This window comes from Mesorhizobium erdmanii (assembly GCF_013170725.1).
Classification (GTDB): Bacteria; Pseudomonadota; Alphaproteobacteria; order Rhizobiales; family Rhizobiaceae; genus Mesorhizobium; species Mesorhizobium erdmanii.
The window spans coordinates 822,809-847,604 of record NZ_CP033361.1; the positions used below are offsets into that span (position 1 = coordinate 822,809).

The window sequence follows — 24,796 nt, forward strand, 5'->3', positions numbered from 1 at the left end:
CAACCGCCCGAATCATACCACGCTTCGATCGCCAGAGCGGTCCCCGTTCTGGTGAAACAGTGACCGCTCCAGCTCATTTTTTGATGCAATTCCTGAGGGAAAACCGTGTCGCACTTTTCCTGGAATTGCCTTAGCCCCTCATCGGGCTGCGCGCCTCGCCGTCGCGCCAGTCGCCGCTTGCCCACATCTTATCAAAGGCGGCGCGGTAGTCCGGGAAGCGAAAACGATAGCCCGTCGCCTTGATCGCCGCATTGGCGACACGCTTGTTCTCGCCATAGAAGGACCGCGCCATGGGCGAAAGTTGGGCGGTGTCGAAAGGAATTTCCGGCGGCGGCTCGACGCCCATCAGCGACGCGGCATAGGCGACGACATCCTGCGGCGGCGCCGGCTCATCGTCGGTGACGTTGAAAATGCCGCCTTTGCTGGCTTCGACAAGCTGCCAGAGAGCGCCGGCAATATCGTCGCAATGGATGCGGTTGAACACCTGGCCGGCCTTGACCAGCCGCCTTGCCGTGCCGTTTTCCAGATTGACCAAGGCGTTGCGGCCCGGGCCATAGATGCCGGACAGGCGCAGGATCGCCACCGGCCGGTCGATCTGTTCGCCGAGCTTCAGCCACGCCTGCTCCGCCTCGACCCGCATGACGGAGCGTTTCGACACCGGCCGGCACGCCGCCGTTTCGTCGACCCAGGCACCCTGATAGTCGCCATAAACGCCGACGGTCGAAAGATAGCCGATCCATTCGAGCGCCGGCATCCCCGTGATGGCCTCCCGGGCGGCATTCAGCACGGGATCGCCGGCCTCTTCCGGGGCGACAGACATCACCAGATGCGTGGCCTTTCGCAGCGCCTCGCCGATTTCGTCCGTCAACGCGCCATCGAACAGCAGCGGGGCGATGCCGGCCTGGCGCAGCGATGCGAATTTTTGCTCGGAACGCGTCGTGCCAAGGATTTCAGCGGCACCCTTGCTGGCGCGGGAAAAGGCCTTGCCTGAATAGCCCGCGCCGAAGATGACGATGTGCTTTTCGCTCATGCATGTGCCCTGTCTGGCTGTGCCAGACGCCATTCGTCACGCACCGCCGCATCTCTCTCGGTCTTCAGGCCGATTTCGGCCCGCTCGGAATATTCGGCATCCGGCACCAGCCGCGCCAGCGCCCATATTGCCGCGCCCCGCACCAGCGGCGAGGCGTCGCCGAGCAAGGAACGCACCGTGTCGGCCAACGCCGGCTCGCCGGAATTGCCGGCGGCGATCAGCACGTTGCGGACGAAGCGGTCGCGGCCGATGCGCTTTATCGGCGAACCGGAAAACAAGGCGCGGAAGGCCGCGTCGTCCAGACGCAAGAGATCGGCGAGCGCCGGCTCGCGCAAATCGTCGCGCGCGGCGAGTTTTGCCTCGGATGCGGCCCGGGCGAACTTGTTCCAGGGGCAAGCGGCCAGGCAATCGTCGCAGCCGTAGATGCGGTTGCCGATCTTTTCGCGGAATTCATGCGGAATCGGCCCTTTGTTCTCGATGGTCAGGTAAGAAATGCAGCGCCGCGCATCCAGCCTGTAGGGCGCCGGGAAGGCGTCGGTCGGACAGGCATCGAGGCAGGCGCGGCAGGAGCCGCAATGGTCGATCTCGGCGCGATCGGGCGCAAGTTCTGCCGTGGTGAAGATGGTGCCGAGGAACAGCCAGGAGCCGTGGTCGCGACTGACCAGATTGGTGTGCTTGCCCTGCCAGCCGAGCCCGGCGGCCTCGGCCAAAGGCTTTTCCATCACCGGCGCCGTGTCGACGAAGACTTTCACGTCGCCGCCCGCCCGCGCGACGATCTTGCCGGCGATTTCCTTCAGCCGACCCTTCATCACCTCGTGATAGTCGCGGTTTTTCGCGTAGACCGAGATGGCGCCGCGATCCCGCTTGGCCAGCAGATCGCGCGGATCATGGTCGGGGCCGTAATTCATCGCCAGCACGATGATCGAGTGCACGTCGGGCCAGAGCGTGGAGGGCGCGCTACGTCGCGCAATCGTCTCGGCGATCCAGTCCATCGAGCCGTGAAACCCGTCGGCGACGAATTCGGCCAGGCGCGCCGGCGCCAGCGGGATCGCATCGGGAGCGGTGACCGCTATGGCGTCGAAGCCGGCGCGATGCGCCTCCGCGTCGATCAGCGCGCGCAGCTTCGCGGCTCTTTCTATTTCAGCATGATCTTTTCGGAAAACCGGGGCCACTTTTCCGGATCATGCTTTAGAAGTCGAGGTCCGCATAATGCGACACCGGCGACAGGCCGCGTACGCGGTCGGTCAGGAGCGGCCGGAAGGAGGGCCGCGACTTGACCCTTGTGTACCATTCGCGCGCCGCGGCGTGTTCGCGCCAGTCGATCTCGCCGAGATAGTCGAGCACCGACAGCGTCGCGGCGGCCGCCAGATCGGCATAGGTGACCCTGCCGCCGGCCAGCCAGTGGCGGGTGCCGGCCAGCCAGTTGGTGTATTTCATATGCTGGCGGATGTTGGCGCGCGCGGCGCGGATCGCGCCCGAATCGGGTGAACCGCCGCCCGCCGTCTCCGGCATGACCGGCTTCAGCACGCGTTCGCGCACCAGGTGGCGGGTAACTTCGCTCTCGGCCTTGTTGAGGTACCAGTCGGTCAGCCGGCGGATTTCGGCGCGCTGCATCGGATCCTCGGCGAAGAGACGTTTGTCGCGCTTCAAGACGCCGCGCGTCTCGTCGAGATATTCGGCAATGACGGTCGCACCGACGATCGGCACGTCGCCTTCGGCGAGCAGGATCGGCAGCGTGCCGGCCGGGTTGAGCGCCAGAAACTCCTTGCGCCGTGTCCACGGCTTTTCCTCGATCAGCGCCAGTTCCTCGCCATACTCGCCAAAGGCAAGGCGGACGAAGCGGCAGGTGGCGAACATGGGATGGTGGAAAAGCGTCAGCATGGTTCCGCGATGATAAAGCGCACGAGTGTGGACTGGCGAATCGCCGGGCGCACCGGTAAGTCTTGGCCGCCCGGTTAGCGGGCCGTCAGGGTGTTGCGACCTATAGGGGGACTTCAACGCCATGACAAGCAAGCCGTTCTGTTAGCCGTCGCGCAAAGCCGAGGTAGCCATGGAAAGCCAGACCATCGTCGAAGCCCTGCTACTCGGCCTGCTGGAGGGGCTGACCGAGTTCATACCGGTGTCGTCGACCGGCCATATCCTGCTCGCCGGCCATTTCCTCGGCTTCCATTCGACCGGCAAGGCCTTCGAGATCCTGATCCAGCTCGGCGCCATCCTGGCGATCTTGAGCGTCTATTTCCGGCGCCTGTGGCAGATGCTGCTCGACCTGCCGCATGACCGGCTGACGCGGCATTTCGTCATCGGCATCCTGATCGCCTTCCTGCCGGCGGCGATCATCGGCGCGCTGGCGCATGATTTCATCAAGACGGTGCTGTTCGAATCGCCAAGGCTGATCTGCATCATGCTGATCATCGGCGGCGTCGTGCTCTTGGCGGTCGACCGCATGAACCTCAAGCCGGTCTATCGCGACGTCGAGCGCTTCCCGACCAGGCTTTACCTGCAGATCGGCCTGTTCCAGTGCCTGTCGCTGATCCCCGGCACGTCGCGCTCCGGCTCGACCATCGTCGGCGCGCTGCTTCTGGGCGTCGACAAGCGGGCCGCGGCGGAATTTTCCTTCTTCCTCGCCATCCCGACCATGGTCGGCGCCTTCGCCTTCGACCTGTTCAAGAACCGCAACGTGCTGACCACGGCCGACCTGCCGATCATCGCCATCGGCTTCGTCGCCGCCTTCATCACGGCACTGGTCGTGGTGCGCTACCTGCTCGATTACGTCTCGCGCAACGGCTACTCGCTGTTCGGCTGGTGGCGGCTGGTGGTGGGAATTGTCGGTCTGGTGGCGCTGATGGTCTGGGGGTGAGCGCATCGACCGGTTCGGTTTCCCCGAACGTCAGCGCCGCCCCTCACCTGCCTGCTGGCACCCTCTCCCCGTATAGTGACGGGGAGAGGGGCGCCGTCACCGCCGGTTTCGCCAACCACCAACGTTGCAGGATAGGCGCCAAGGGTGCGGCAGCCTCCTTCTCCCCGTCACTACACGGGGAGAAGTGCCCGGCAGGGAGATGAGGGGCAGCGCTAACCTCGACAAATGGATTGCCTCCGGCAACGAGCTTAATTCCGCCCATAAAACGCGTTCTCGACATGCACCGGCCAGTGCCACGGCAGCACGGCGACCATGTCGAAACGCATCGACAACTTCCCATAATCCGGCTGGCGCGACAGCCAGATGTCGGCGGCCGCCTCGATGCGGCGCTCCGATTCGTGGCCGATCGCCTCCATCGCTTCCATCAGCGTGCGCCGCGCCTTGACCTCGACGAACAGCACCAGATCGCCGCGCCGCGCGATCAGGTCGATTTCGCCGAAACGGGTGCGATGGCGGCGCGCCAGGATGCGGTAACCCTTCAGCATCAGCGCCATCGCGGCCAGCCATTCGCCGCGATGGCCGCGCCGGTAGGCCTTCTGGCGGCTGGCGCTCGGGCGCTCAGCCACCGACTTTTCCTTGTTTGACCATGATCTTTGGACAAACGGAACCATTTGTCCGAGAAAACTGGTTTCCACTTTTCGGGATCATGGTCCGTCCTTGAGCACCAGCAATCGCCGGTAGAGCGCCTGCTTCTGCCCGCCAGTCATTTTCGCGGCTTCCGCCGCCGCCTTGGAGGCCGGCATTTCGGCGGCGAGCGACAAGAGCAGCCGGTCGATGTCTTCCGGCTCGTCTGCCCTAGCCTCGGCGGGGCCGACGCAGACGACGATCTCGCCCTTCGGCGTATCGGCCGCCGCATAATGGTCGGCGAGCGCCTGCAGCGTGCCGGTGCGCATCTCCTCGAAGGTCTTGGTCAACTCCCGGCCGATCGCGGCCTTTCGCTCGCCGCCGAGCGCCTCGACCATGGCGGCAAGGGATTCGGCCAGCCGGCGCGGCGATTCGAAGAAGATCAGCGTTGCCGGCACGGCTTTCAGCGCTTCCAGCCGCGTCAGCCGCTGGCCAACCTTCACCGGCAGGAACCCGGCGAACAGGAAGGCGTCCGATGGCAGGCCAGATGCGGTCAGCGCGGCAAGCGGCGCCGATGGGCCGGGGATCGGCACGACGCGAATGCCCTGGTCGAGCGCCTCGCCGACCAGCCGGTAGCCGGGATCGGAGACCAGTGGCGTGCCAGCATCGGAGATCAGCGCCACGCTTTGTCCGGCCTGAAGCGCTGCGATCAGCTTCGGCCCGGCCTCGCCGGCATTGTGCTCGTGATAGGCCGTGGTGCGGCGACGGATGCCGTAGCGGTCGAGCAGCACACGCGACACCCGCGTGTCCTCGCAGGCGACGATGTCGGCGGCGGCCAGCGTTTCCAACGCGCGCAGCGTGATGTCGGCGAGATTGCCGATCGGGGTGGCCACCAGATAGAGCGCCGGCTCCAGTGGGCGGGCCGAAATCTCGGTCTGCCCGACCACATAGCTGCGCTTGCCCGTCTCATCCGTCACTGATGCCGTCTCCATTCAGCCTGTCCGGTCTGCCAAACCCTGTTTGGCCTGCCAAACCCTTGTTTGGCATGGCTGGCGCTGCCTTGCAAAAGCTCACTCCGATCGGCCGAAGAGCCGCATTTCAAGATGCGGTTCCGCGACCCTGGCGGGTGCGAGCAGGCCGCGCACCTTGGCCAGTCGTTTCAGCAGCCGGCTGTACTTCCAATGGACAACCCGGCCGTCGGCGAGGTCAAACTCGACCCGGGCCCATCGCCTGATCGGAGCCTGTCCTGTCGGGGGCCCCAACCTTCGTATCTGGAAACCGAGCCTGACGTTGCCGCCGGCCATCGAAAGATAGATGCCGGGCACCGTCCCCAATAGGCGCCATAGCCGTGCAACGTGCTCGATCGGCATTGTCGGAAGTACTATCATATGGGCTGGCTCAAGTTCGGCCCAGATGAATTCACCCGCCGGTTGCGGCATCCCCGACACGGCGCCTCGGCAATAGGCCGGCACCGCACCGCTCACAAGCATGCTGAAAGCGGTTGCGGTGCTATGAGCCAGGCTCTGTCTCGACACCCAGTCCGCTTCCGAAAAGGCCACCTGGGCCAGAATGTCACCCTCGTCGTAGCCTGCCGACATCCTGTGCAACGTCACCCCGCCATGAACCGCATGCTGGCCGTCGACGACCAGGCGATGGACAGGGTGCGGACCACGGTAATTGGGAAGCAGCGCCGGATGAAGATTGAGCCCGCCCTTGCGAAACCCGGCAAGCACGTCTTGCGGAAGCAGGATAGGGAACGCGTATGAGATCAGCACGTCGGCGTCGATGCCGGACAATTGGCGCCGAAGTGCGTCCCAGTCATACGGCTTGCCGAATTCGATCAGCCTGACCTCGGAATTACCCAGGTATCGTTTGAGCAGACGCTTGCGCTGCAGCCTTCGTCGGACGTTGCCAACGCTGAAGCTCGTCGGCCGGCGCCGGAAGCCCGGCACGACGATGGCGCCGATCCGGTTGCCGGATTCCACCCATCCGGCAAGCAGCGGGCCGGTATGCCTATCGATGTTCAGCAGGAAAACTGCCGTGATCGGTTCATTCTGGCCGACATCACCAATTCCAGTCGATGTAGAGGGAGGCTGCTCCATCCTATCGAGCCCTTCGCCATCATTGCACGAAGCAAAGAAACAGCAGTGCGGCGGTTGTCCTTGGCCCGCAACCAAAAAGCTCTCGGTTTCGCCGGAAATATCCGCCGCCGCGCGCTCCGGGTGTCGCTGCGACTTGACAAGATGAGACGACGCACGTCATTTTCTATCATTGAGGGAAAGCGGGAATATATGCCATGAAGAAAATCTACGAGAAGCCTGTGCTGGTTAAGAGAGAGCGGCTGTCGGCTGTCGCCGCCGCTACTATGTCCAAGACGCTCTGATCTGAGGTCGGTTTGGTGATACCGAAGCCCGCTGGGTCCGTCCGGCGGGCTTTTTGTTTGTCGAGCAGAGCTTCGATGCATGGCGGGACTTCGGCCCAGCTCATCGGCAACCTTACGATCGGTCCTCCCGCCCCCGGTCACGATGTGAAAAACCCGCCATTCCTTTGCCACAGTGGGGAACGAAACCGTCATTGGCAGATTTAGCCCCTGATTCCCCCGGGAGGCAGGATGGACAGTCTCAAGATACAGGACGCTTTCGAACCTTACTGTGCCGGCCGCAAGCGCGTTGCCGCCCCTAGGGACAAGCGCTTGACCGCCAAGACCGACACCAGCCTGACCGAGCGGGCGACGACCGCCCTGCCGACGAATGTCAGGCTTTGCGACAACGAACCACAAAGCACGACGGAGCACTGACCGGACGATGCCCAATCGCTTCGATATCTTCATCACCCGTCTTGAAACGAAAAGCGCCAGGGAAGGCGTGCCGCCGCATCCGATGAACGACCAGCACAGCGTTCGCCGCGAAAAGGCCGACGCCAAAACGGCCCGGAACGGACAGGCACATGCCGAGAAGGATCGCGGCAAGCGCCGTTTCAAGCACGACGCCTGACGAGATCGCCCAAAATTGAAGCGCATCGCGACTGACGAGCTGATTAGTCCGCGAGTGTTGGCCCTTGCGGTCGGCCTCGTCGCCTTCACGTCCGCGGCCGATACAAGGAACAACACACAGGCTGGCTCTTTATCAGCCTCCTCAAGCCCTCAAGTTCAGGGCGACGGCGGCCAGTGGCCTCTTTGGCAAGACGCTTTCGCTTCGAGGGGTGCGGGTCGGCGAAACCGAGGAACGGGAATTCGCGAGAATTCGCTACCCGGCGATCAACCAGCCTGTTTCCAGCCGGGACTGGATAACCGTCCAAGGTCTCTCCGCTGCCTATCTGCAACTGGACATTGATCCGCAATTCGCGATGACAGGCATCCACTTGCATATGCGTTCAGACGATCCAGCCACATCGCACTACATGTTCCATAAAGTCGGCGAACGATGGATCCAGGCGCCGCGGGCCACAAAGATCGACGCGTTTTCCTACGCAGGCTGTGGCCTCACCCAACAATCCTGGGAGGACGGCGGCGATTTTCACCATCAGGATTTCTTCTTTGAAGTCGACTCGGGTCCAGATTGCGCGGTGGCCGACGCTTCATTGCGAAGCGCGCGCGACAAGCCATCTGTCACCCGAGATAGCGCGAAACGCTCGCCTTCAGGCGCTCAATCAGCTCCAAATCCATGAATTCGTAGCTATCCGGTATATCGAGGCAGATGATCCGGGCTTTGTTCAAGCTCGTCTTGAATTTCTTCTGCAATTTGGTGCGGTGCACCTTTTCCATGACGAAGATGATGTCGGCCCAGGCGACCAGCTGATGCGTCAGCGGCGTGTCGGCATCGTGGTTGGTTCCCGCCGATGCGACCTCGATATCCCGGCGCGTTGAAAACACCTGCTCGGCGGTCGGGCTGCGCAAGCGGTTCTGGCTGCAGACGAAGAGGATGTTTTTCAAGGTTACCGCGCCAGGTCCGCCACCACGGCGTCGAGCACGATCATGCCTGCAGGCGTGGCGCGCAGCCGCGCATTGCCGATCGGCGCCACCAGCCCCTCGCCCTGTAGCACCGACAGCCGCGCGCTCGACAGGCCGCGGCCGGAATACGCCTCGTAGCGCTGGAGGTCGATGCCTTCGGCGAGCCGCAACCCCATCAGCAGGAATTCGTCTGCCTCTTCCGAGCGGGTCAGGATCTCGCCGCCGGTGACGCCATGGCCCTTGGCCTCGACGAGATTGGCCCAGGTTTCCGGCATCCTTTCGGCGATGGTGACCGTGCGGCGGCCATGCTCGACGAAGCGGCCATGCGCGCCGGGGCCGACGCCGACATATTCCCCATAGCGCCAGTAGGTCAGATTGTGACGGCTCTCGGCGCCTGGCTTGGCGTGGTTGGAAATCTCGTAGGCCGGCAGGCCATGCGACGCGGTGATCTCCTGCGTCAACGCATAGAGATCGGCGGCGTGATCATTGTCGGGAATGACGAACTTCTTCGCCGCGTGCAGCGCGTGGAAGGGCGTGCCTTCCTCGATGGTCAGCTGGTAGAGCGACAGATGGTCGGCGGCATGGCCGATCGCCTGTTCGAGTTCCGCTGCCCAAGCCTCCGGCGTCTGGCCGGGCCGCGCATAGATCAGGTCGAAGGACAGGCGCGGAAAGATTTCCCGGGCCAGACCGATGGCGTGCAGCGCTTCGTCGACATTGTGCAGGCGGCCGAGGAAGCGCAAATCCTTGTCGTTCAGTGCCTGCACGCCAAGCGAGACGCGGTTGACACCCGCCGCCCGATAGCCGCGAAAGCGTTCGGCCTCGACCGAGGACGGGTTGGCCTCCAGCGTCACCTCGATGCCGTCGGGCACGGTCCAGTTCTTCGCCACGGCGTCCAGAACCGTGGCCACGGTTTCCGGCTTCATCAGCGACGGCGTGCCGCCGCCGAGAAAAATGCTGGTCACCTCGCGCGGCCCGGTGCGCTGGCGCATGGTCGCCAGTTCCGCCTCGAAGGCGGCGGCAAAGCGCTCCTGGTCGACCGGTTGGTGGCGGACATGGCTGTTGAAGTCGCAATAGGGGCATTTGGCCGCGCAGAACGGCCAATGGACGTAGACGCCGAAGCCGGGGCTGCGGTCCAGTGGCATGGTCATGCCAGGTCCAGTCATGGCGAGCCCAATCTCGCTTTGGCGAATTTCTGGAAGGCGCGGGCGCGGTGCGACAGCGCGGTCGGCTGTCCAGGCTTCCAGCCGTGCTTTTCCTCGGCGCTCATCTCGCCGAAGGTCTTTTCGAAACCGTCCGGCAAGAACACCGGATCATAGCCGAAGCCGAGCTCGCCGCGCGGCGGCCACACCAGCGTGCCTTCGGCCTCGCCGCGATAATATTCCGCCTCGCCGTCGGGGAAGGCGAGGCAGATGACGGCGACAAAGCGGCCCTTGCGCTGCTCTGGCGTGGCGGCGTTGACCTCCTGCAGTGCCACTTCGGTTCGCTGCATGGCCATGGCGAAATCGCGTGATCCATCTGGGGTTTCGGCCCAGTTGGCGGTGTAGACGCCCGGCGCGCCGTCGAGCGCATCGACGCAGAGACCGGAATCGTCCGACAGCGCCGGCAGGCCGGTGGCCGTGGCAGCGGCAAATGCCTTGATGTAGGCGTTTTCCTCGAAAGTGGTGCCGGTTTCGTCCGGCTCGGACAGGCCATAGTCCTTGGCCGATTTCGCCTCAAAGCCGAACGGTCCCATCAAATCCGCGAATTCGCGCAGCTTGCCAGCATTGTGGCTGGCGACGACGATCTTCTTGCCATCGAGAGTATGCATCAAAGGCCCCAGATTCTCGGCTCGGCGAACTCGATCGAATTGCCCGAGGGGTCGCGTATATAGAGCGAACGGCCGCCTTGCGGCCATTCGAATTCGCTTTCGATGGCGATCTTCTTCGCTACGAGATGCGCCTTCCAGCCGGCGAGCTCGTCGGCGGTCGCCGCAAAGCAGAGATGCCCCTCGCCGACCGTGCCATGCGGCGGCACTTTCAGCCGGGCATCGGGCGCCGGTGGTATTTTGGTTGCCTCGGCGTTGAAGATGAGCAGCACGCCCTGCCCGCAGCGGAAGAACAGGTGGCGGCCTTCGACCTTGCCGAGGAGGGTGAGGCCGAGGATGTCGGTGTAGAAGGCTTCGGCGACCACCAGATCGGTGACGTAGAGAGCGGATTCCAGAATAGCGGAGGGTATCACGAGGCGCCCCCCTCTGCCCTGCCGGGCATCTCCCCCACAAGGGGGGAGATCAGCGGCCATCGAGGCTTTCGCCAATCATTTGCGTTGCGGGATTGAGCGGGGCGCCAAAACTGCCAATCTCCCCCCTTGTGGGGGAGATGTCCGGCAGGACAGAGGGGGGCGCTCAAGCTCGGCATTTCGAAATTACGCCACCGCCATCTGCTGCAGGCTGACCAGCCGCGAAATGCCTTTCTTGGCGAGGCCCATCAATTCCGCGAACTGCGCTTCTGAAAAAGGCTCGCCCTCGGCGGTGCCCTGGATCTCGACGATGCCGCCCTTGCCGGTCATGACGAAATTGGCGTCGGTGCCGGCCGAGGAATCCTCGAGATAATCGAGGTCGATGACCGGCTGGCCATCATGGATGCCGCAGGAAATCGCCGCGACATGGTCCTTCAGCACTTTCGAAACACTGGCCATCTGCCGCGCTTCCATCCAGCGCAGGCAGTCATGCAGCGCCACCCAGCCGCCGGTGATCGAGGCGGTACGGGTGCCGCCATCGGCCTGGATGACATCGCAATCGACGGTGATCTGCTGCTCGCCCAGCGCCTGCAGGTCGACCACGGCACGCAGCGAGCGGCCGATGAGGCGCTGGATTTCCAGCGTGCGGCCGCCCTGCTTGCCGGCGGAGGCCTCGCGGCGCATGCGCTCGCCGGTCGAGCGCGGCAGCATGCCATATTCGGCCGTCACCCAGCCCTTGCCGGAATTGCGCATCCAGCCGGGCACCTTCTCCTCCAGGCTCGCGGTGCACAGGACATGGGTGTCGCCGAACTTCACCAGGCACGAGCCTTCGGCATGCTTGGAGACGCCGCGCTCGAAGGAGATGGCACGCATTTCGTCGAATTGGCGTTTGGAGGGGCGCATTCAGGCTTCTTTCCAGTCATTTTTCGGAATCGTGGCCGGCTTGTAGCCCCACGAAGCGCATGGCGCAAAGGAAAATGGCCTGACGGCCGCGACGCGGCACCGGTGACCGCAAGCGCGGCACCGGGTTGCGCGGGCCTAGTGTGTGTCTATATCCTTGGGCTGGAGGTTTTTGGCCGCATGACCAAAGCAGTCGCCGAACCCAGTTTGTTGTCGCCCGCTCTTCAATCGCTGGATATGCGCTCACGCGACATCTTCCGGCGCATCGTCGATTCCTATCTCAGGGATGGCGAGCCGGTGGGGTCTCGCAGCCTGTCGCGCATCCTGCCTTCCTCGCTGTCGCCGGCCACCATCCGCAATGTGATGAGCGACCTCGAGCACCTCGGGCTGATCTACGCGCCGCACATCTCGGCCGGCCGGCTGCCGACGCAGGCCGGGCTGCGCTTCTTCGTCGATGCCTTCATGGAACTCGGCGATCTCTCGGATGAAGAGCGCCGCACCATCGAGGCGCAGGTGCGGGCCTCCGGCTCGGGCGCGACGCTGGAGCACATGCTGACCGAGGCCAGCCAGATGCTATCGGGTATGTCGCGCGGCGCCGGCCTGGTGCTGGCCGCCAAGAACGAGGTGGCGCTGAAGCATATCGAATTCATCCAGCTTGAGCCGACAAAGGCGCTGGCCGTGCTGGTGTCGCAGAATGGCGACGTCGAGAACCGCGTCGTCGAGCTGCCCGCCGGCATCACCGTGTCGCAACTGCACGAGGCCTCGAATTTCCTCAACGCCCATATTCGCGGCCGCACGCTGGCCGAGGCGCGCACCGAGATCGCGCGCATCAAGGAAGAGACGAGAGCGGCGCTGGACACGCTGTCGCAGGACCTCGTCGAGAAGGGACTGGCCGTGTGGGCGGGTGCCGAAAGCGGCCTGCCGGCGCGGCTGATCGTGCGCGGCCGCGCCAACCTGCTCGAAAACGTCACCGCCCAGGCCGACATCGAACTGCTGCGGCATCTGTTCGAGGACATGGAAACGCAGGACGGGCTGATCCAGCTGCTTGACCTCGCCGAGCAGGGGTCGGGCGTGCGCATCTTCATCGGCTCGGAAAACAAGCTGTTTTCGCTGTCGGGCTCGTCGCTGGTGGTGGCGCCCTATCGCGACAAGGATGCCCGCGTCGTCGGCGCGCTCGGCGTCATCGGCCCGACCCGGCTCAACTACGCCCGCATCGTGCCGATGGTCGACTACACCGCGCAGCTGATATCGCGCATGCTTCGCTAGGTGTATTGATATTCAGGCGATGCTGCCTGCAAACGGCGGCCTACTGCGCTTCCGAAGAACAGGCTACCGAGGAGAAAAAGAATGGCGCTCGAAGAATTCAAGGCCCGGATCAGCCTGCTGCTCGAGGAGATGGTCAACCAGCCGGAAGACCAGCACGAGATTCAGGAACAGCTGCGCGAAAAGCTGCGGGAAATGCGCGCCATGGGCCTGCCGTTGCCGGCCGATCTCGTCGCACTGGAAAAACGCCTCGACGACGATTTCTACGCCGCCGGAACATAGGCCGGGACCGGACTTCGCTTCCAGCTCATCGTGCGTGGCGGAACCAGGGGACGAGCCGGCCGTTGGTTTCCTTCGCGACCAGATGGAGGACTAGATGATCCGATTGGCCGGGCTGGTGCTTCCCGCACTCTTTGTCACCTCGGCGGCATTCGCCCAGCAGGCGGACCAGCCGGTGCTGAAGGGCGCGGCCGCTTTCGGCGACTGGCGCGCCGACAAACCTGGGGTGCGCCGGCTGATCAGGCCGGAAGACCTGCCAAGGCCTTTTGTCACCAAATCGGCCTCGAACAGCGCCGGCGTTGCCGACATGCCGGCAGACGCGAAGCCGCAATTGCCGCCTGGCTTTTCGGCCGAGCTGGTCGCGTCCGGCATCGACAATCCGCGCGTCGTGCGCGTAGCACCCAACGGCGACCTGTTCGTCGCCGATAGCGAAGCCAACCAGATCCGCGTCTACCGCCTGGCCAAGGGCAGCGCCAAGCCTAGCGAGCAAGGTATTTTCGCCGGCAATCTCAACCAGCCCTATGGCATTGCCTTCTATCCCCCAGGCAACGACCCGCAATGGGTCTATGTCGCCAACAGCGACAGCATCGTGCGCTTCGCCTACCGCAATGGCGCGTTGAAGGCATCGGGCGAACCCCAAACCATCGTCGACAACATTCCCTCGAACCATCACTGGACGCGCGACATCGTCTTTTCGCCTGACGGCAAGACGCTCTATCTGTCCGTCGGCTCCGGCTCGAATGCCGCCGAGGACATGGGCAAGGCGCCGAAGGGCGGCCTCGAAGCATGGGTGAAGGCGAAGCCGCTGGGTGCTGCTTGGGGCTCCGAGAACGGCCGCGCCGACGTGCAGGCCTTCGACCCGGACGGCAAGAACGGCCGCATCGTCGCCACCGGCCTGCGCAACTGTTCGGGCATGACCATCCAGCCGGCGACCGGGGCGCTATGGTGCGTCGTCAACGAGCGCGACGCGCTCGGCGACAATGTGCCCTTCGAATACGCCACCTCAGTCAAGGAAGGCGCCTTCTACGGCTGGCCCTGGTATTATATCGGCAACAATGAGGACCCGCGCCACAAGGACGCGCGCCCCGATCTCGCCGGCAAGGCAACCATCCCCGATGTGCTGATGCAGGCGCATTCGGCGCCGCTCAACATCGCCTTCTACGACGGTAAGGATTTGCCCGCCGACAGCAGTTTTCCCAAGCAATACCAAGGCGATGCTTTCGTGGCCTGCACGGTTCGTGGAATCGCGGCAACAGGACTGGGTACAAGGTCGTCCGGCTCAAGTTCAAGGATGGCAAGCCGACCGGCGAATACGAGGATTTCATGACCGGCTTCGTCGTCTCCAATGGCGAGGTGTGGGGCCGCCCGGTGGGTGTCACGATGGCGGCCGACGGCGCGCTGATCGTGACCGAGGATGGCAACGGCACCATCTGGCGGGTGACCTATGACGGCGGGCGGTCCTGACCGCATTTCGGCGTGGTGCAATCGAATTCCGGTTACAGGGAATATCCGCGAGCCTGCCATTGTGCGACAAGCCGCCGTCACAATGGCGTTCAACGGACGCAAGGTTCGATCATGACCCTCACCGGCTTTCTCGCCTACAGTGCCGCCCTTGGCATCGCCGCCGCCATTCCCGGCCCGGGCGTCACCGCGCTTGTCGCGCGGGCGCTCGGCTCGGGCTTTCGCTCGTCGCTGGCTATGTCCTTCGGCCTGATGCTGGGCGACCTCACCTACCTGACCGCCGTGGTGCTCGGCCTCGCCTTCGTCGCGCAGACCTTCGGCATGGTTTTCCTCGCCATAAAATGGCTGGGCGTTGCCTATCTCGCTTTCCTCGGCTGGCGTTTCTGGACCGCTGGCATCACGCCGGAGACCGTCGAAGCGCGGAAGGGCAAGGGCGGGCTGGCATCGAGTTTCCTCGCCGGCCTGACCGTCACGCTCGGCAATCCGAAGACGATGATCTTCTACCTCGCCATCACGCCGACCATCGTCGACCTGAAGACCATCACGCTGGCCGACTACGGCATTCTCGCCGCGCTGACGGTGGTCGTGCTGTTCGTCGTGCTGGTGCCTTACCTGGCGCTCGCCGCCAAGGCGCGCTGGTTCCTGAAATCGCCACGCGCGCTGAAGCTGCTGAACCGCACGGCGGCCACGTTCATGGTTGGCGCGGCGGCGGCGATTGCCGCCCGGCAATAACGCCCCTCTCGCCAAAACATTCCTGATATTTGCGTTCCAGTGAAATGCCTTTCCGGGGCAAGGCTGTTTATGACACGGGCCTCACTCGGATATTTTCGAACGACAGCTTATGTTGCGCCGCTGAAAGCCCTATCTTGCCGGCAGGAATGCCAGTTGCCTGAAATCCTCCACTTGCCTGAAATTCTCACTTGCCTGAAATTCTGGGAGCGAAGCCAATGAACAAGCCCGTCACCTCCGCCCGCGTCCCCGGCCGCGGCCGTATCTACAATTCCATCACCGACACGATCGGCGACACGCCCCTGGTACGGCTCGACAAGTTCGCCAAGGAGAAAGGCATTGTCGCCAATCTCGTGGCCAAGCTCGAATTCTTCAACCCGATCGCCTCGGTCAAGGACCGCATCGGCGTGGCGATGATCGAGGCGCTGGAGGCCGCCGGCAAGATTTCGCCCGGCAAGACGACGCTGGTCGAACCGACCTCGGGCAATACCGGCATCGCGCTGGCCTTCGCCGCCGCCGCCAAAGGCTACAAGCTGATCCTGACCATGCCGGAGACGATGTCGGTCGAGCGCAGAAAGATGCTGGCGCTGCTCGGCGCCGAGCTGGTGCTGACCGAAGGGCCGAAAGGCATGAAGGGCGCCATCGCCAAGGCCGACGAACTGGCCGCGACGATCCCCAACGCCATCATCCCGCAGCAATTCGAAAACCCCGCCAATCCGGAAATCCACCGTACGACGACGGCCGAGGAGATCTGGAACGACACGCAGGGCGAAGTCGACATCTTCGTTGCCGGCATCGGCACCGGCGGCACCATTACCGGCGTCGGCCAGGTGCTGAAGAAGCGCAAGCCCTCCGTGCAGGTCGTCGCGGTCGAGCCGGAGGCTTCGCCGGTGCTGTCGGGTGGCCAGCCCGGCCCGCACAAGATCCAGGGCATTGGCGCCGGGTTCGCGCCAAAGATCCTCGACACCACGATCTATGACGAGATCGTCAAGGTTTCCAACGAGGATTCGGTCGCCAATGCCCGCCTCGTCGCCCGGCTCGAAGGCGTGCCGGTCGGCATCTCGTCGGGTGCGGCCCTGCAGGCGGCAATCGTCGTCGGCTCGCGGCCGGAGAACAAGGGCAAGACCCTGGTCGTGGTCATCCCGTCCTTTGCCGAACGCTATCTGTCGACGATCCTGTTCGAAGGGCTCGGCGCGTAAGCGGCCGCTTCTTGCTGGCCCGCTGAAAAACCGCCGGTGGCGCCCGCCACCGGCTTGAGCAGCGGACTGCTTCCGGTTCATATCGCTTCCGGCCCTCTTAGTCCGGGCCGGGGGAAAATTCGATGTACAAGCTCTATACCCGTCCCGGCAGCGGCGGCTTCGTTGTCGAGGCCGCCCTGGCGCTGGCGAATGTGCCGTTCGAGCAGATCGACGTGCCGAAGACCGATCGGCCCGATCCGGCCTTCCTCGACATCAGCCCGCTGAACCAGGTGCCGGTGCTGACCTTGCCGGACGGACGCTCGATCACCGAATCGGCGGCGATCTGCATCCTGCTTGCCGAGCGCCATCCCGACGCCGGCCTTGCGCCGGCGGTTGGCGCGCCGGCCCGCGCGGAGTTCCTGCGCTGGATGGCCTTTATGTCGTCGGTGCTCTACCCGGCGATCCTGCGGCTCTACTACGCCCATCGCTACACGGCCGACGCCGACGGCACGAAGGCCGTCAAGCAGGCGGCAGTCGCCGAGATGGACCGTGGCTTCGCCGTCGTCGACGCCGCTCTCAAAGGCCGTGACTGGCTGGTTGGCGAAGCAATGTCGCTGGCCGACATCTATCTCGTCATGCTGGTGGCCTGGCATCCCGACATCGAACACGCGCGGACAGCATGGCCAAACATTGAACGGCTCTGGGCCAAGCTGCGCGGCCATCCGTTGATGAAGACGCTCAACACTTCCCACGAGATGTGGCCGGGCTCGTTGCCCTGAAGGTCAGTTGCGCAGCGCTGCCCTTTTTCCCTGCAGGAACCGGCGCACCGCCGGATCGCGCTCGAGGCCGATGGCGCGATCATAGGCCTCGCTTGCCTGCGGCACCTGGCCGAGCCTGCCCAGGAGACCGGCGCGCGCCGCCCAATAGGGCTGATACTCATCGAGCCGCTTGTCGTCGCCCAGCACGTAAAGCGCCGCCAGCCCGGCCATGGCGCCCTCCATTTCTGCCAGCGCCACGGCACGGTTGATCGCCACCACCGGCGATCCGGCGATCGAAAACAATGCGTCGTAGAGCGCGCGGATCGCCACCCAGTCGGTACGGCCGGTCAGCCGTCGCGCCGCATGCGCCGACTGGACGGCCGCCTCGAGCTGGTAGCGGCCGACGACGCCGCTCACCGCCGCATGGGACAGAAGCGCCTCCGCCTCATCGATGAGGGCGCGGTCCCACAGGTCGCAATCCTGTTCGGCCAGCGGCACGAACTCGCCTTCGGCGCTGCGCCGCGCGGCCCGGCGCGCTTCGGCGAACAGCATCAGTGCCAGCAGGCCAAGCGCTTCCGGCTCTTGCGGCATCAGCGTCACCACCAGGCGGCCAAGCCAGATGCCTTCGGTGGCAAGGTTGCGCGCCCTGGTCTCGGTGCCGGCCGGGTCCGACCAGCCTTCGGCGAAAGCGGCGTAGATCGCCTCAAGCACGGCATCGAGCCGGTCGCCCAGTTCGGCCCGCTCCGGCACGCGGAATGGGATGCCGGTTTCGCGGATCCGGGCCTTGGCGCGCACCAGCCTCTGGCCCATCGTTGCCGGTGAAACCAGGAAGGCGGAAGCGATCGTGGCGGCATCGAAGCCGAGGATGGTCTGCAGGATCAACGGTGCGCGCACACCCGGCTCGATCGCTGGATGCGCGCAGGCAAACATCAACCGCAAGCGTTCGTCGGGCAGGTCCTGGTCCGTCATGCGCGCCTCCACCTCTTCGGCGATCAACTGGAGATGATCGCGGGCGGCCTCCCGGGTGAGCCGGCGCCGCACCGCGTCGACGCGTCGTCGCCGCGCCACGGCCAGCAACCAGGCTTCCGGCTTTTCCGGCACGCCCGACTTCGGCCAGCGCTCGAGCGCCGCGGCAAAGGCGTCGGCCAGCGCGTCCTCGGCGGCGGCGACGTCGCGCGTGCGCGCCGCCAGCCAGGCGACCAGCTTGCCGTAGCTCTGCCGGGCAGCGGCCTCGGCGGCCGCCCGCGCGATCTCCGGACGACTGTCCATCACAAGCTCATTTCTTGGGCATGTAGTCGGCCATTTCCCAGATCGGCCGCAACTCGACCGTGCCAGTGCTGGCCGCCGGACAGCGCGCCGCCCATTCGATGGCGGTATCGATGTCGGCCGCCTCGATCATGTAGAAGCCGGCAAGCTGCTCCTTGGTGTCTGCATAGGGGCCGTCGATCACGTTGGTCTTGCCGTCGGCGATCCGCACCGAGGTGGTCGCCTGGGTCGGGCGCAGCCTTTCACCGGCCAGCCACGCGCCGGACTTTTTCAACGCCTCGGTATAGGCGGCATAGGCGGCGCTCATCTGCTGGGTTTTCTCGACCGGCGTTTTCGCCAGCGCGGCTTCGTCACCGTTGATCAAAAGCATGTATCGCATGGGTCTTCTCCCGTGGTTTCGAGGGCCGCGTCCTTGCGGGGCCAGACGTATGTCGCGCGGCGGCGACCGATTTCGACATGTGCTGCGAGAAATCTTTCGGCCCTCATCGGGCAAGGTGCAAGCCTTCGCCACCATCGACATGCCCGGAAGACGCGGCCGCTGCGCCAATCGCGGAAGCCCTTCAGCGCATGCACGTCGGCTGCCCGCAAAAGAGCCTAAGCGCCTCCGGTTCGACCCAACCCATCAAATGCCGGGACGGAATACCTAGCCAAGGAAGCGTCCTCTTAGCGCGGCCGATGGAATCCCGCAGCTGTCCTTCCTGCCGAACAAGGCGTAGCGGTTTCTGGCGATGCGATGATACAGCCAGTCGCGCAGCGGGCGCGGCAGAAGCAACAGCGCCTTCACCGCGCGCCACGGCCAGCCAAGTTCCGACATGACGGCGACAAGGCTGTCGAGCATCGTGAAGGCGACGCCATCGATCAAGACCAAATTGGTTTCGTAAGCATCCGTGCGCAGCCCATGCTTCCTGAACAGCGCCTCGCCGAAGGGCGATTGCGCGGTGGCGAAGCGGAAACGGCGGTGGCGGTCGAGCCTTACCACCATGCGCACGAAACCGGAGCACAGCACGCAGACGCCGTCGAAGACGATCAGCGGATGGCTCGCATCGAGGGACGTTTCAGCGGGAGGACTGAGCTTGGTCGGACCTGCGTGGGACAGACTAGACTGGGAAAGGTCGGTCACGCGGGCCTCGGCTGCTCGTGTCCTGGGACACTAGGCCAGCCGGAGGCAGGATCAAAGACGTGGCGTTGTCGCACGCCGCCTGTCGCCCAGAGCCGGACGCTCGGAACGATAAGTCGTGGCACGGGTGTTGGCGCCCGGCCTGCAGATGCGGCTGTTGTGGCGGCTTTCGAATGTCATGGTCAGTGCGCGCCCAGCGAGGTGCCGCGACGGGCGCAGGCCGGGCCGGGGCCGCGCATGTAATAGCGCTCGGGCCGATAGGTCGGCGCGACGAATTCGCGGATGGCGGCGGCATAGCCGATGAGGTGCGTAAGGAAGTTCATTTACCCTGTCCCTGTCCCGATTTTCGGATGTCCCTTCCGAATTGCGAGAATGATAGCAACGAGGCGTGAATAGTCGGTGAACGCGATGTTAATTTTTGGTCGAAAACCCGTTGCTTCGTGGCCGGAATGCGGCTGATTCGGGGTCTTTCCAAGCCTTTTGTCGCCATTCCATCCAGTGTGACTTTTGCATCACATATGTTTCGTTTGAACGTCGCCCGCGCGCGCTTCTGTTTCAATTTATGGCCAGCGAGCGAATTTCCGTTCCGACCGCCAAATGGCTCGGGCGCGCCAAGACAGGCGCGCCAAGACTTGCCTATTGTTCGGCGCAGGCGGAACTGGAGCTGGCCCTGGCCGTTCTCATCTTCATTCTGATTGCCGAAGGAAAATTGCCATGGCGCCGCGCCCAGCCTGGAAGGGTTATCTGAAGCTGTCGCTGGTCACTTGCGCGGTCGAGTTGACCAATGTCGTCACCCATACCGAAAAGGTTTCGTTCCGGGTGCTGAACCGCAAGACCGGCAACACGGTGAAGCGCATCTATGTCGACGCCGAGACCGGCAAGCCGTTGGGCGATGGCGACGAGATCAAGGGCTATGAGCTCGACGACGGCGATTTCGTCCGTATCGAGGAGGACGAGATCGAGGCGGTGCAGATCGAATCCTCGCACACGATGAGCCTCGACGGTTTCGTCGACAAAGCCTCGATCCAGCAGATCTATCTTGATACGCCCTATTATGTCGCGCCGGCCGACAAGGTTTCGGAGGAGGCTTTCGCCGTCATCCGCGATGCGATGGCGGGCAAGAAGATGGCCGGGCTGGCGCGCATCGTGCTCTACAATCGAGAACGGCCCGTGGTGATCGAGCCGCTTGGCAAGGGCATGGTGCTGACGACGCTGCGCTACGACAACACGGTGCGCCAGCCGGACAGCGTCTTCGGTGAGATCAAGGCGGTGAAGACCGACCAGGAAATGACCGATCTGGCCGAGCTGATCATCGACAAGAAGAAAGCGAAATTCGATCCGTCGAAGTTCGACGACAAATATGAAGACGCGCTGCTGGAGCTGATCCGGGCGAAGAAGGCGGGGCACAATGCGCCGAAAGCCAAGGCGCCGCCCAAGCCTTCCAACGTCGTCAATCTGTTCGACGCGCTGAAGAAGAGCCTGTCGTCGGATGCGAAGCCGACGAAGTCGTCGTCAGCGAAATCCAAAACGGCGACCAAACGCACCAAGCCGAAAGCCGCCGCGCCGAAACGCAAATCCGCCTGAGGACACCCAAGCAATGGCCGGCCTCGAACAATATCACGCCAAGCGCGATTTCAAGAAGACGTCCGAGCCGGCCGGCAAGGTTTCGCGGACCGGGAAAAGCGACGCGGGCGGCATCTTCGTCATCCACAAACACGCGGCGACAAGGCTGCATTACGACCTCCGCCTCGAGCATGGCGGCGTGCTGTGGAGCTGGGCGGTGACGCGAGGGCCCAGCCTCGATCCGCATGAAAAGCGGCTGGCCGTCCATGTCGAGGATCATCCGATCGACTACGCGCCGTTCGAGGGCACGATTCCGAAGGGCGAATATGGCGGCGGCTCGGTCATCGTCTGGGACGAGGGCACGTGGGTTCCTGAAACCGACCCGGCCAAGGCGATGAAGAAGGGCCATATCAGCTTCGAGCTCAAGGGCCACAAGCTGCACGGGCTGTGGCATCTGGTGCGGCTGAAACCCCGCCCGGGCGAAAAGCGCGACAACTGGCTGCTGATCAAGTCGGACGATGCGGCGGCGCGCCCTGGCGAGGATATTCTCAAGGAGGCGCCGCAATCGGTGAAGTCCGGGCTGACCATCGAAGAGGTCGGCGAGGGCAAGGCGGCCAAGGGCCACAAGCCTGATGTCTGGCACTCCAACAAGCCGGCGGCCGGCAAGGCGAAGCCCGGCAAGCGCCTCGACTTCATAGAACCGCAGCTCGCGACGCTGGAGCGGGATGCGCCCTCGGGCGAGGACTGGCTACACGAGGTGAAGTTCGACGGCTATCGCATGCAGGCGCAGATAGCAGGCACCGATGTGCGGCTTTTGACCCGCACCGGCCTCGACTGGACGGAGAAATTCGGCGGCGAGATCGTCGCGGAACTGGCAGCGTTGAAATGCAGCGATGCCATCGTCGACGGCGAGATCGTCGTGCTGGCCGACAGCGGCGTTTCGTCTTTCTCCCTGCTGCAGCAGGACCTGTCTGCCAACCGCACCAACCGATTCATCTACTATGTCTTTGACCTCATGCGCCTTGACGGCAAGGATCTGCGCCGCGAACCCCTGGTGGAGCGCAAGCAGGCCTTGCAGGATCTGCTGGGCAAACAGCCGGAGAATGCGGCGGTGCGTTTCTCCGACCACTTCTTTGACCCCGGCAAGATTATGCTGGAGCATGCCTGCCGCATGGGGCTGGAAGGCGTCGTCTCCAAACGCGCCGATGCGCCTTATCGCAGCGGGCGCGGCCCAACATGGGTCAAGTCGAAATGCACGGCGCGGCAGGAATTCGTCATCGGCGGCTATCTGCCATCTGACAAGACCGGGCGTGGCCTGCGCTCGCTGCTTGTCGGCTATTACGAAGCCGGCAAACTTCACTATGCCGGGCGAGTCGGCACCGGCTTCTCAGCCAAGGGCGCCAACGAACTCAAGAAGAGGCTCGATGCGCTGAAGGCGGCGGCTTCGCCCTTCGACGCGGCCGTGCCCAAGGGAAAGGGGCTGGTCTGGGTGAAGCCGCAGCTTGTCGGCGAAGTGGAGTTCCGCAGCTGGACATCGGACCGTATAATACGCCATGCCTCGTTCCAGGGGCTGCGCGAGGACAAGCCGGCGGAGGACGTTGTGCAGGAAAAGCCCAAGGCAGCGACAGCCAAGGCAAGGCCGGCCTCAAGCGACACCGGTACATCCGCCGGGACGATGACGACCAGCGTCAAACTCTCCCATCCCGACAAGCTGCTGTGGCCCGAGGAAAAGATTTCCAAGCAGGGCCTGCTCGACCATTACGCGCGGGTCTGGCCGCGCATGGAGCAGTTCGTCGTCAACCGGCCGCTCAGCCTGGTGCGCGCGCCGGACGGCGTCGGTGGCCCGCGTTTCTTCCAGAAACACGCCTCGGCCGGCATGAGCGACAAGATTGCCCGGATGAAGGACCCGACGGACGGCGAGGAGATCCTGTTCATCCGGGATTTCGACGGTGTCGCGGCGCTCGTTCAATATGGCGTGGTCGAGATCCACATCTGGGGCTGCATGATAGACAAGCTCGAACAGCCGGACCAGATCATCTTCGACCTCGACCCCGATGAAGGCGTCGATGTGAAAGCGGTGCGCGAAGCGGCGCTCGACATCAGGGGCAAGCTCGACGAATTGTCGCTGCCTAACTTCGTCAAGACATCAGGCGGAAAGGGCTATCACGTGCTGGTGCCGCTGAAGCCGTCGGCGGATTGGGAGGCGGTAAAGACCTTCGCCCATGATTTTGCCAAGGCGCTGGAGCAGGGTGCCCCCGACCGCTACACGGCGACGTTGTCGAAAAAGGCGCGCACCGGAAAGATCTTCGTCGACTATCTGCGCAATGGCCGGGGCTCGACCACGGTCGCGCCCTATTCGTCGCGGGCCAAGAAGGGGGCGACGGTATCGATGCCAGTGACCTGGACCGAGATCGAGGCCGGCCTGGCACCGAACGCATTTCCGATCGGGGACAAGACGACGCTGGCCAAGCTGTCGGAAGCCGATCCGTGGAAGGGGTTTTTCGAGGCGGGGAAGGTGTTGAAGCGGGGGTGAGCCTAATCGACTTCGTCCTCGGAGGTCGCGGCGTGGCAACTGTGTTCAAGCGAAAGCTTTTTGATCTCGGATGATAGCGTTGAGGACGACGAGAAGCTTCCTGGCGACGGCGATGATGGCGAGTTTCTTGGAGCCGGATCGTGCAGCGATGGTGCTGTAGAACGCTTTGAACCGGTCACAGGCTCGAATAGCGCCGAGAGCTGCCATGTAGAGGGCGCGGCGCACGCGTGCTCGGCCACCCTGGATTTGGCTCCTGCGCCTGAGCTTGCCGCTCTTGTTGTCGAACGGGGCAAGGCCGACGAGTGCGGCGATCGACTTGGGTGAGCGCTGGCCGAGCTCGGGCAGGAGCGCCAGGAGCGAGAGCGCGGTGACCTTGGAGACCCCGGGCACGGAGACCATCAGAGCGTTGTCGCGGGCAGTGCCCTCGTTCTGACGAATGACTTGTGCGATCCGGGCCTCGAGCGCCTTGATGCGTGTGTTGAAGTCAGTGATCATCTCTTCGAACCCGGCGATGACGATCTCATCAAAAGCCTCACTGAGCTGCTTCTTCAAGTTTGCCCTGGTATCGACCAGCTGATCGCGGTAGCGGGCAAGCGATTGAAGATGTTCGTCTTCCTCACGCGGCGCCGGCTCGGCTTCAGGGTGATAGCGGCGGCCATAGCCGCTCAGCATCCTGGCGTCGAGAGGATCGGTCTTGGCGCGTCGCGCCGTCGACTTCGCATAATTGTGGGTGTGTGTCGGGTTGTGCCGCGAGAACGCCACACCTGCCTTGGCCAGGGCATGGCGCAGCAGCCGGTCATGGACGCCTGTCGCTTCCATGACCACAAAATCCTGGCCGGGGTGAAGGCCTGCCACATGAGCAGCTATCGCATCGGCATGGTTGTCTATGCGCTGACAACGACCGCTTGCCTCATCAAAAAAATCGAGCCACTGCTTGGAGATGTCGCAGCCGACATAGTTCTGCATTATCATGTCCACGCCTCTTCCTGTGGTGCGGGGTCTGCAGCTAACAGCCCCGTGCAACTGTTCAGGTTGATGGTTCACCGGTGGGAAGGAACCGAGCCATGCCACGGCC

General features: G+C 64.0%; 28 protein-coding genes and 1 pseudogene. 13 read left to right on the forward strand and 16 right to left on the reverse strand.

The window, feature by feature from the left end; genetic code table 11:
- Positions 1–130 precede the first annotated feature (130 nt).
- From EB233_RS03820 to EB233_RS03830, 3 genes are read right to left on the reverse strand one after another with little or no spacing between them, the layout of a single operon-like run.
- On the reverse strand, positions 131–1,030 hold the full coding sequence (locus tag EB233_RS03820) for an SDR family oxidoreductase (RefSeq protein ID WP_064990020.1): 900 nt from the start codon (positions 1,028–1,030) through the stop codon (positions 131–133).
- Positions 1,027–2,202 carry a tRNA epoxyqueuosine(34) reductase QueG gene (gene queG, locus EB233_RS03825; RefSeq protein ID WP_244277697.1) on the reverse strand — a complete coding sequence of 392 codons (1,176 nt, stop codon included), beginning with the start codon at positions 2,200–2,202 and terminating at the stop codon, positions 1,027–1,029. The genes EB233_RS03820 and queG overlap by 4 nt, the downstream gene beginning before the upstream one ends.
- A 16-nt stretch (positions 2,203–2,218) precedes the next feature.
- Entirely contained in the window at positions 2,219–2,911 is a 693-nt protein-coding gene (locus EB233_RS03830; RefSeq protein ID WP_027055582.1) for a glutathione S-transferase family protein, read from the reverse strand.
- A gap of 169 nt (positions 2,912–3,080) precedes the next feature.
- Here EB233_RS03830 and EB233_RS03835 point away from each other — a divergent pair, with 169 nt between their 5' ends.
- Positions 3,081–3,887, forward strand: coding sequence for an undecaprenyl-diphosphate phosphatase (locus EB233_RS03835; RefSeq protein ID WP_064990019.1), 807 nt, complete (start codon positions 3,081–3,083; stop codon positions 3,885–3,887).
- A gap of 248 nt (positions 3,888–4,135) precedes the next feature.
- Here EB233_RS03835 and EB233_RS03840 read toward each other — a convergent pair whose 3' ends face one another.
- The 3 genes from EB233_RS03840 to EB233_RS03850 form a co-directional block, all read right to left on the reverse strand.
- The gene (locus EB233_RS03840) at positions 4,136–4,513 is read right to left on the reverse strand and encodes a YraN family protein (protein ID WP_064990672.1); all 378 of its coding nucleotides are present in this window, start codon (positions 4,511–4,513) and stop codon (positions 4,136–4,138) included.
- Positions 4,514–4,591: 78 nt separating this feature from the next.
- A complete protein-coding gene (gene rsmI / locus EB233_RS03845; RefSeq protein ID WP_064990018.1) occupies positions 4,592–5,503 on the reverse strand; it encodes a 16S rRNA (cytidine(1402)-2'-O)-methyltransferase in 912 nt (303 codons plus the stop codon).
- A 78-nt stretch (positions 5,504–5,581) separates the two neighbouring features.
- Positions 5,582–6,613, reverse strand: a complete 1,032-nt coding sequence (locus EB233_RS03850; RefSeq protein ID WP_064990017.1) for a formyltransferase family protein — start codon at positions 6,611–6,613, stop codon at positions 5,582–5,584.
- A gap of 509 nt (positions 6,614–7,122) precedes the next feature.
- Here EB233_RS03850 and EB233_RS03855 point away from each other — a divergent pair.
- From EB233_RS03855 to EB233_RS03865, 3 genes are all read left to right on the forward strand, one after another.
- Positions 7,123–7,308, forward strand: coding sequence for a hypothetical protein (locus EB233_RS03855; RefSeq protein WP_064990016.1), 186 nt, complete (start codon positions 7,123–7,125; stop codon positions 7,306–7,308).
- Positions 7,309–7,315: 7 nt separating this feature from the next.
- Positions 7,316–7,504: a hypothetical protein gene (locus EB233_RS03860; RefSeq protein WP_027055576.1), complete on the forward strand. Its 189-nt coding sequence runs from the start codon at positions 7,316–7,318 to the stop codon at positions 7,502–7,504.
- A 64-nt stretch (positions 7,505–7,568) separates the two neighbouring features.
- Positions 7,569–8,177 (forward strand): hypothetical protein, encoded by a 609-nt coding sequence (locus tag EB233_RS03865; protein ID WP_155765365.1) that lies wholly within the window; start codon positions 7,569–7,571, stop codon positions 8,175–8,177.
- Here EB233_RS03865 and EB233_RS03870 read toward each other — a convergent pair.
- From EB233_RS03870 to rph, 5 genes are all read right to left on the reverse strand, one after another.
- On the reverse strand, positions 8,119–8,442 hold the full coding sequence (locus EB233_RS03870) for a low molecular weight protein tyrosine phosphatase family protein (protein ID WP_064990015.1): 324 nt from the start codon (positions 8,440–8,442) through the stop codon (positions 8,119–8,121). The two genes, EB233_RS03865 and EB233_RS03870, sit on opposite strands and share 59 nt — an antisense overlap.
- A gap of 2 nt (positions 8,443–8,444) precedes the next feature.
- Positions 8,445–9,608, reverse strand: a complete 1,164-nt coding sequence (hemW, locus tag EB233_RS03875) for a radical SAM family heme chaperone HemW (RefSeq protein WP_081294122.1) — start codon at positions 9,606–9,608, stop codon at positions 8,445–8,447.
- Between the two features lie 11 nt (positions 9,609–9,619).
- Positions 9,620–10,267, reverse strand: coding sequence for an RdgB/HAM1 family non-canonical purine NTP pyrophosphatase (gene rdgB / locus EB233_RS03880; RefSeq protein WP_064990013.1), 648 nt, complete (start codon positions 10,265–10,267; stop codon positions 9,620–9,622).
- Positions 10,267–10,677: a VOC family protein gene (locus tag EB233_RS03885; protein WP_064990012.1), complete on the reverse strand. Its 411-nt coding sequence runs from the start codon at positions 10,675–10,677 to the stop codon at positions 10,267–10,269. Before EB233_RS03885 ends, rdgB begins: the two co-directional genes overlap by 1 nt.
- A 183-nt stretch (positions 10,678–10,860) precedes the next feature.
- Complete coding sequence (gene rph / locus EB233_RS03890) at positions 10,861–11,577, reverse strand: ribonuclease PH (RefSeq protein ID WP_064990011.1); 717 nt, start codon at positions 11,575–11,577, stop codon at positions 10,861–10,863.
- Between the two features lie 177 nt (positions 11,578–11,754).
- On the opposite strand from rph, the gene hrcA reads away from it, so the two are divergent.
- From hrcA to EB233_RS03920, 6 genes and pseudogenes are all read left to right on the forward strand, one after another.
- Complete coding sequence (hrcA, locus tag EB233_RS03895; protein WP_027055570.1) at positions 11,755–12,840, forward strand: heat-inducible transcriptional repressor HrcA; 1,086 nt, start codon at positions 11,755–11,757, stop codon at positions 12,838–12,840.
- A gap of 81 nt (positions 12,841–12,921) precedes the next feature.
- Positions 12,922–13,119: a hypothetical protein gene (locus tag EB233_RS03900; RefSeq protein WP_013892036.1), complete on the forward strand. Its 198-nt coding sequence runs from the start codon at positions 12,922–12,924 to the stop codon at positions 13,117–13,119.
- A 94-nt stretch (positions 13,120–13,213) separates the two neighbouring features.
- Positions 13,214–14,580: pseudogene (locus EB233_RS03905) on the forward strand (PQQ-dependent sugar dehydrogenase).
- A gap of 111 nt (positions 14,581–14,691) precedes the next feature.
- The gene (locus EB233_RS03910; protein WP_064990010.1) at positions 14,692–15,309 is read left to right on the forward strand and encodes a LysE family translocator; all 618 of its coding nucleotides are present in this window, start codon (positions 14,692–14,694) and stop codon (positions 15,307–15,309) included.
- Positions 15,310–15,524: 215 nt separating this feature from the next.
- Positions 15,525–16,505, forward strand: coding sequence for a cysteine synthase A (cysK, locus tag EB233_RS03915; protein ID WP_027055567.1), 981 nt, complete (start codon positions 15,525–15,527; stop codon positions 16,503–16,505).
- A 122-nt stretch (positions 16,506–16,627) separates the two neighbouring features.
- Positions 16,628–17,263, forward strand: coding sequence for a glutathione S-transferase family protein (locus EB233_RS03920; protein WP_027055566.1), 636 nt, complete (start codon positions 16,628–16,630; stop codon positions 17,261–17,263).
- A 3-nt stretch (positions 17,264–17,266) separates the two neighbouring features.
- On the opposite strand, the gene EB233_RS03925 is transcribed toward EB233_RS03920, so the two are convergent.
- From EB233_RS03925 to EB233_RS03940, 4 genes are all read right to left on the reverse strand, one after another.
- The gene (locus EB233_RS03925; RefSeq protein WP_064990009.1) at positions 17,267–18,511 is read right to left on the reverse strand and encodes an RNA polymerase sigma factor; all 1,245 of its coding nucleotides are present in this window, start codon (positions 18,509–18,511) and stop codon (positions 17,267–17,269) included.
- A 7-nt stretch (positions 18,512–18,518) separates the two neighbouring features.
- The gene (locus EB233_RS03930; protein ID WP_064990008.1) at positions 18,519–18,887 is read right to left on the reverse strand and encodes a YciI family protein; all 369 of its coding nucleotides are present in this window, start codon (positions 18,885–18,887) and stop codon (positions 18,519–18,521) included.
- A gap of 264 nt (positions 18,888–19,151) precedes the next feature.
- The gene (locus tag EB233_RS03935; RefSeq protein ID WP_064990671.1) at positions 19,152–19,604 is read right to left on the reverse strand and encodes a thiol-disulfide oxidoreductase DCC family protein; all 453 of its coding nucleotides are present in this window, start codon (positions 19,602–19,604) and stop codon (positions 19,152–19,154) included.
- Positions 19,605–19,807: 203 nt separating this feature from the next.
- Complete coding sequence (locus EB233_RS03940) at positions 19,808–19,948, reverse strand: hypothetical protein (RefSeq protein WP_013892047.1); 141 nt, start codon at positions 19,946–19,948, stop codon at positions 19,808–19,810.
- 95 nt (positions 19,949–20,043) lie between these two features.
- Here EB233_RS03940 and EB233_RS03945 point away from each other — a divergent pair, with 95 nt between their 5' ends.
- From EB233_RS03945 to ligD, 3 genes are read left to right on the forward strand one after another with little or no spacing between them, the layout of a single operon-like run.
- Positions 20,044–20,373, forward strand: a complete 330-nt coding sequence (locus EB233_RS03945) for a hypothetical protein (RefSeq protein WP_155765364.1) — start codon at positions 20,044–20,046, stop codon at positions 20,371–20,373.
- Positions 20,340–21,209: a non-homologous end joining protein Ku gene (gene ku, locus EB233_RS03950; RefSeq protein ID WP_064990006.1), complete on the forward strand. Its 870-nt coding sequence runs from the start codon at positions 20,340–20,342 to the stop codon at positions 21,207–21,209. The genes EB233_RS03945 and ku overlap by 34 nt, the downstream gene beginning before the upstream one ends.
- A gap of 13 nt (positions 21,210–21,222) precedes the next feature.
- Complete coding sequence (ligD, locus tag EB233_RS03955; protein WP_064990005.1) at positions 21,223–23,721, forward strand: DNA ligase D; 2,499 nt, start codon at positions 21,223–21,225, stop codon at positions 23,719–23,721.
- 45 nt (positions 23,722–23,766) lie between these two features.
- Here ligD and EB233_RS03960 read toward each other — a convergent pair whose 3' ends face one another.
- Positions 23,767–24,693 (reverse strand): IS110 family RNA-guided transposase, encoded by a 927-nt coding sequence (locus EB233_RS03960; RefSeq protein ID WP_064988762.1) that lies wholly within the window; start codon positions 24,691–24,693, stop codon positions 23,767–23,769.
- Positions 24,694–24,796: the final 103 nt, after the last annotated feature.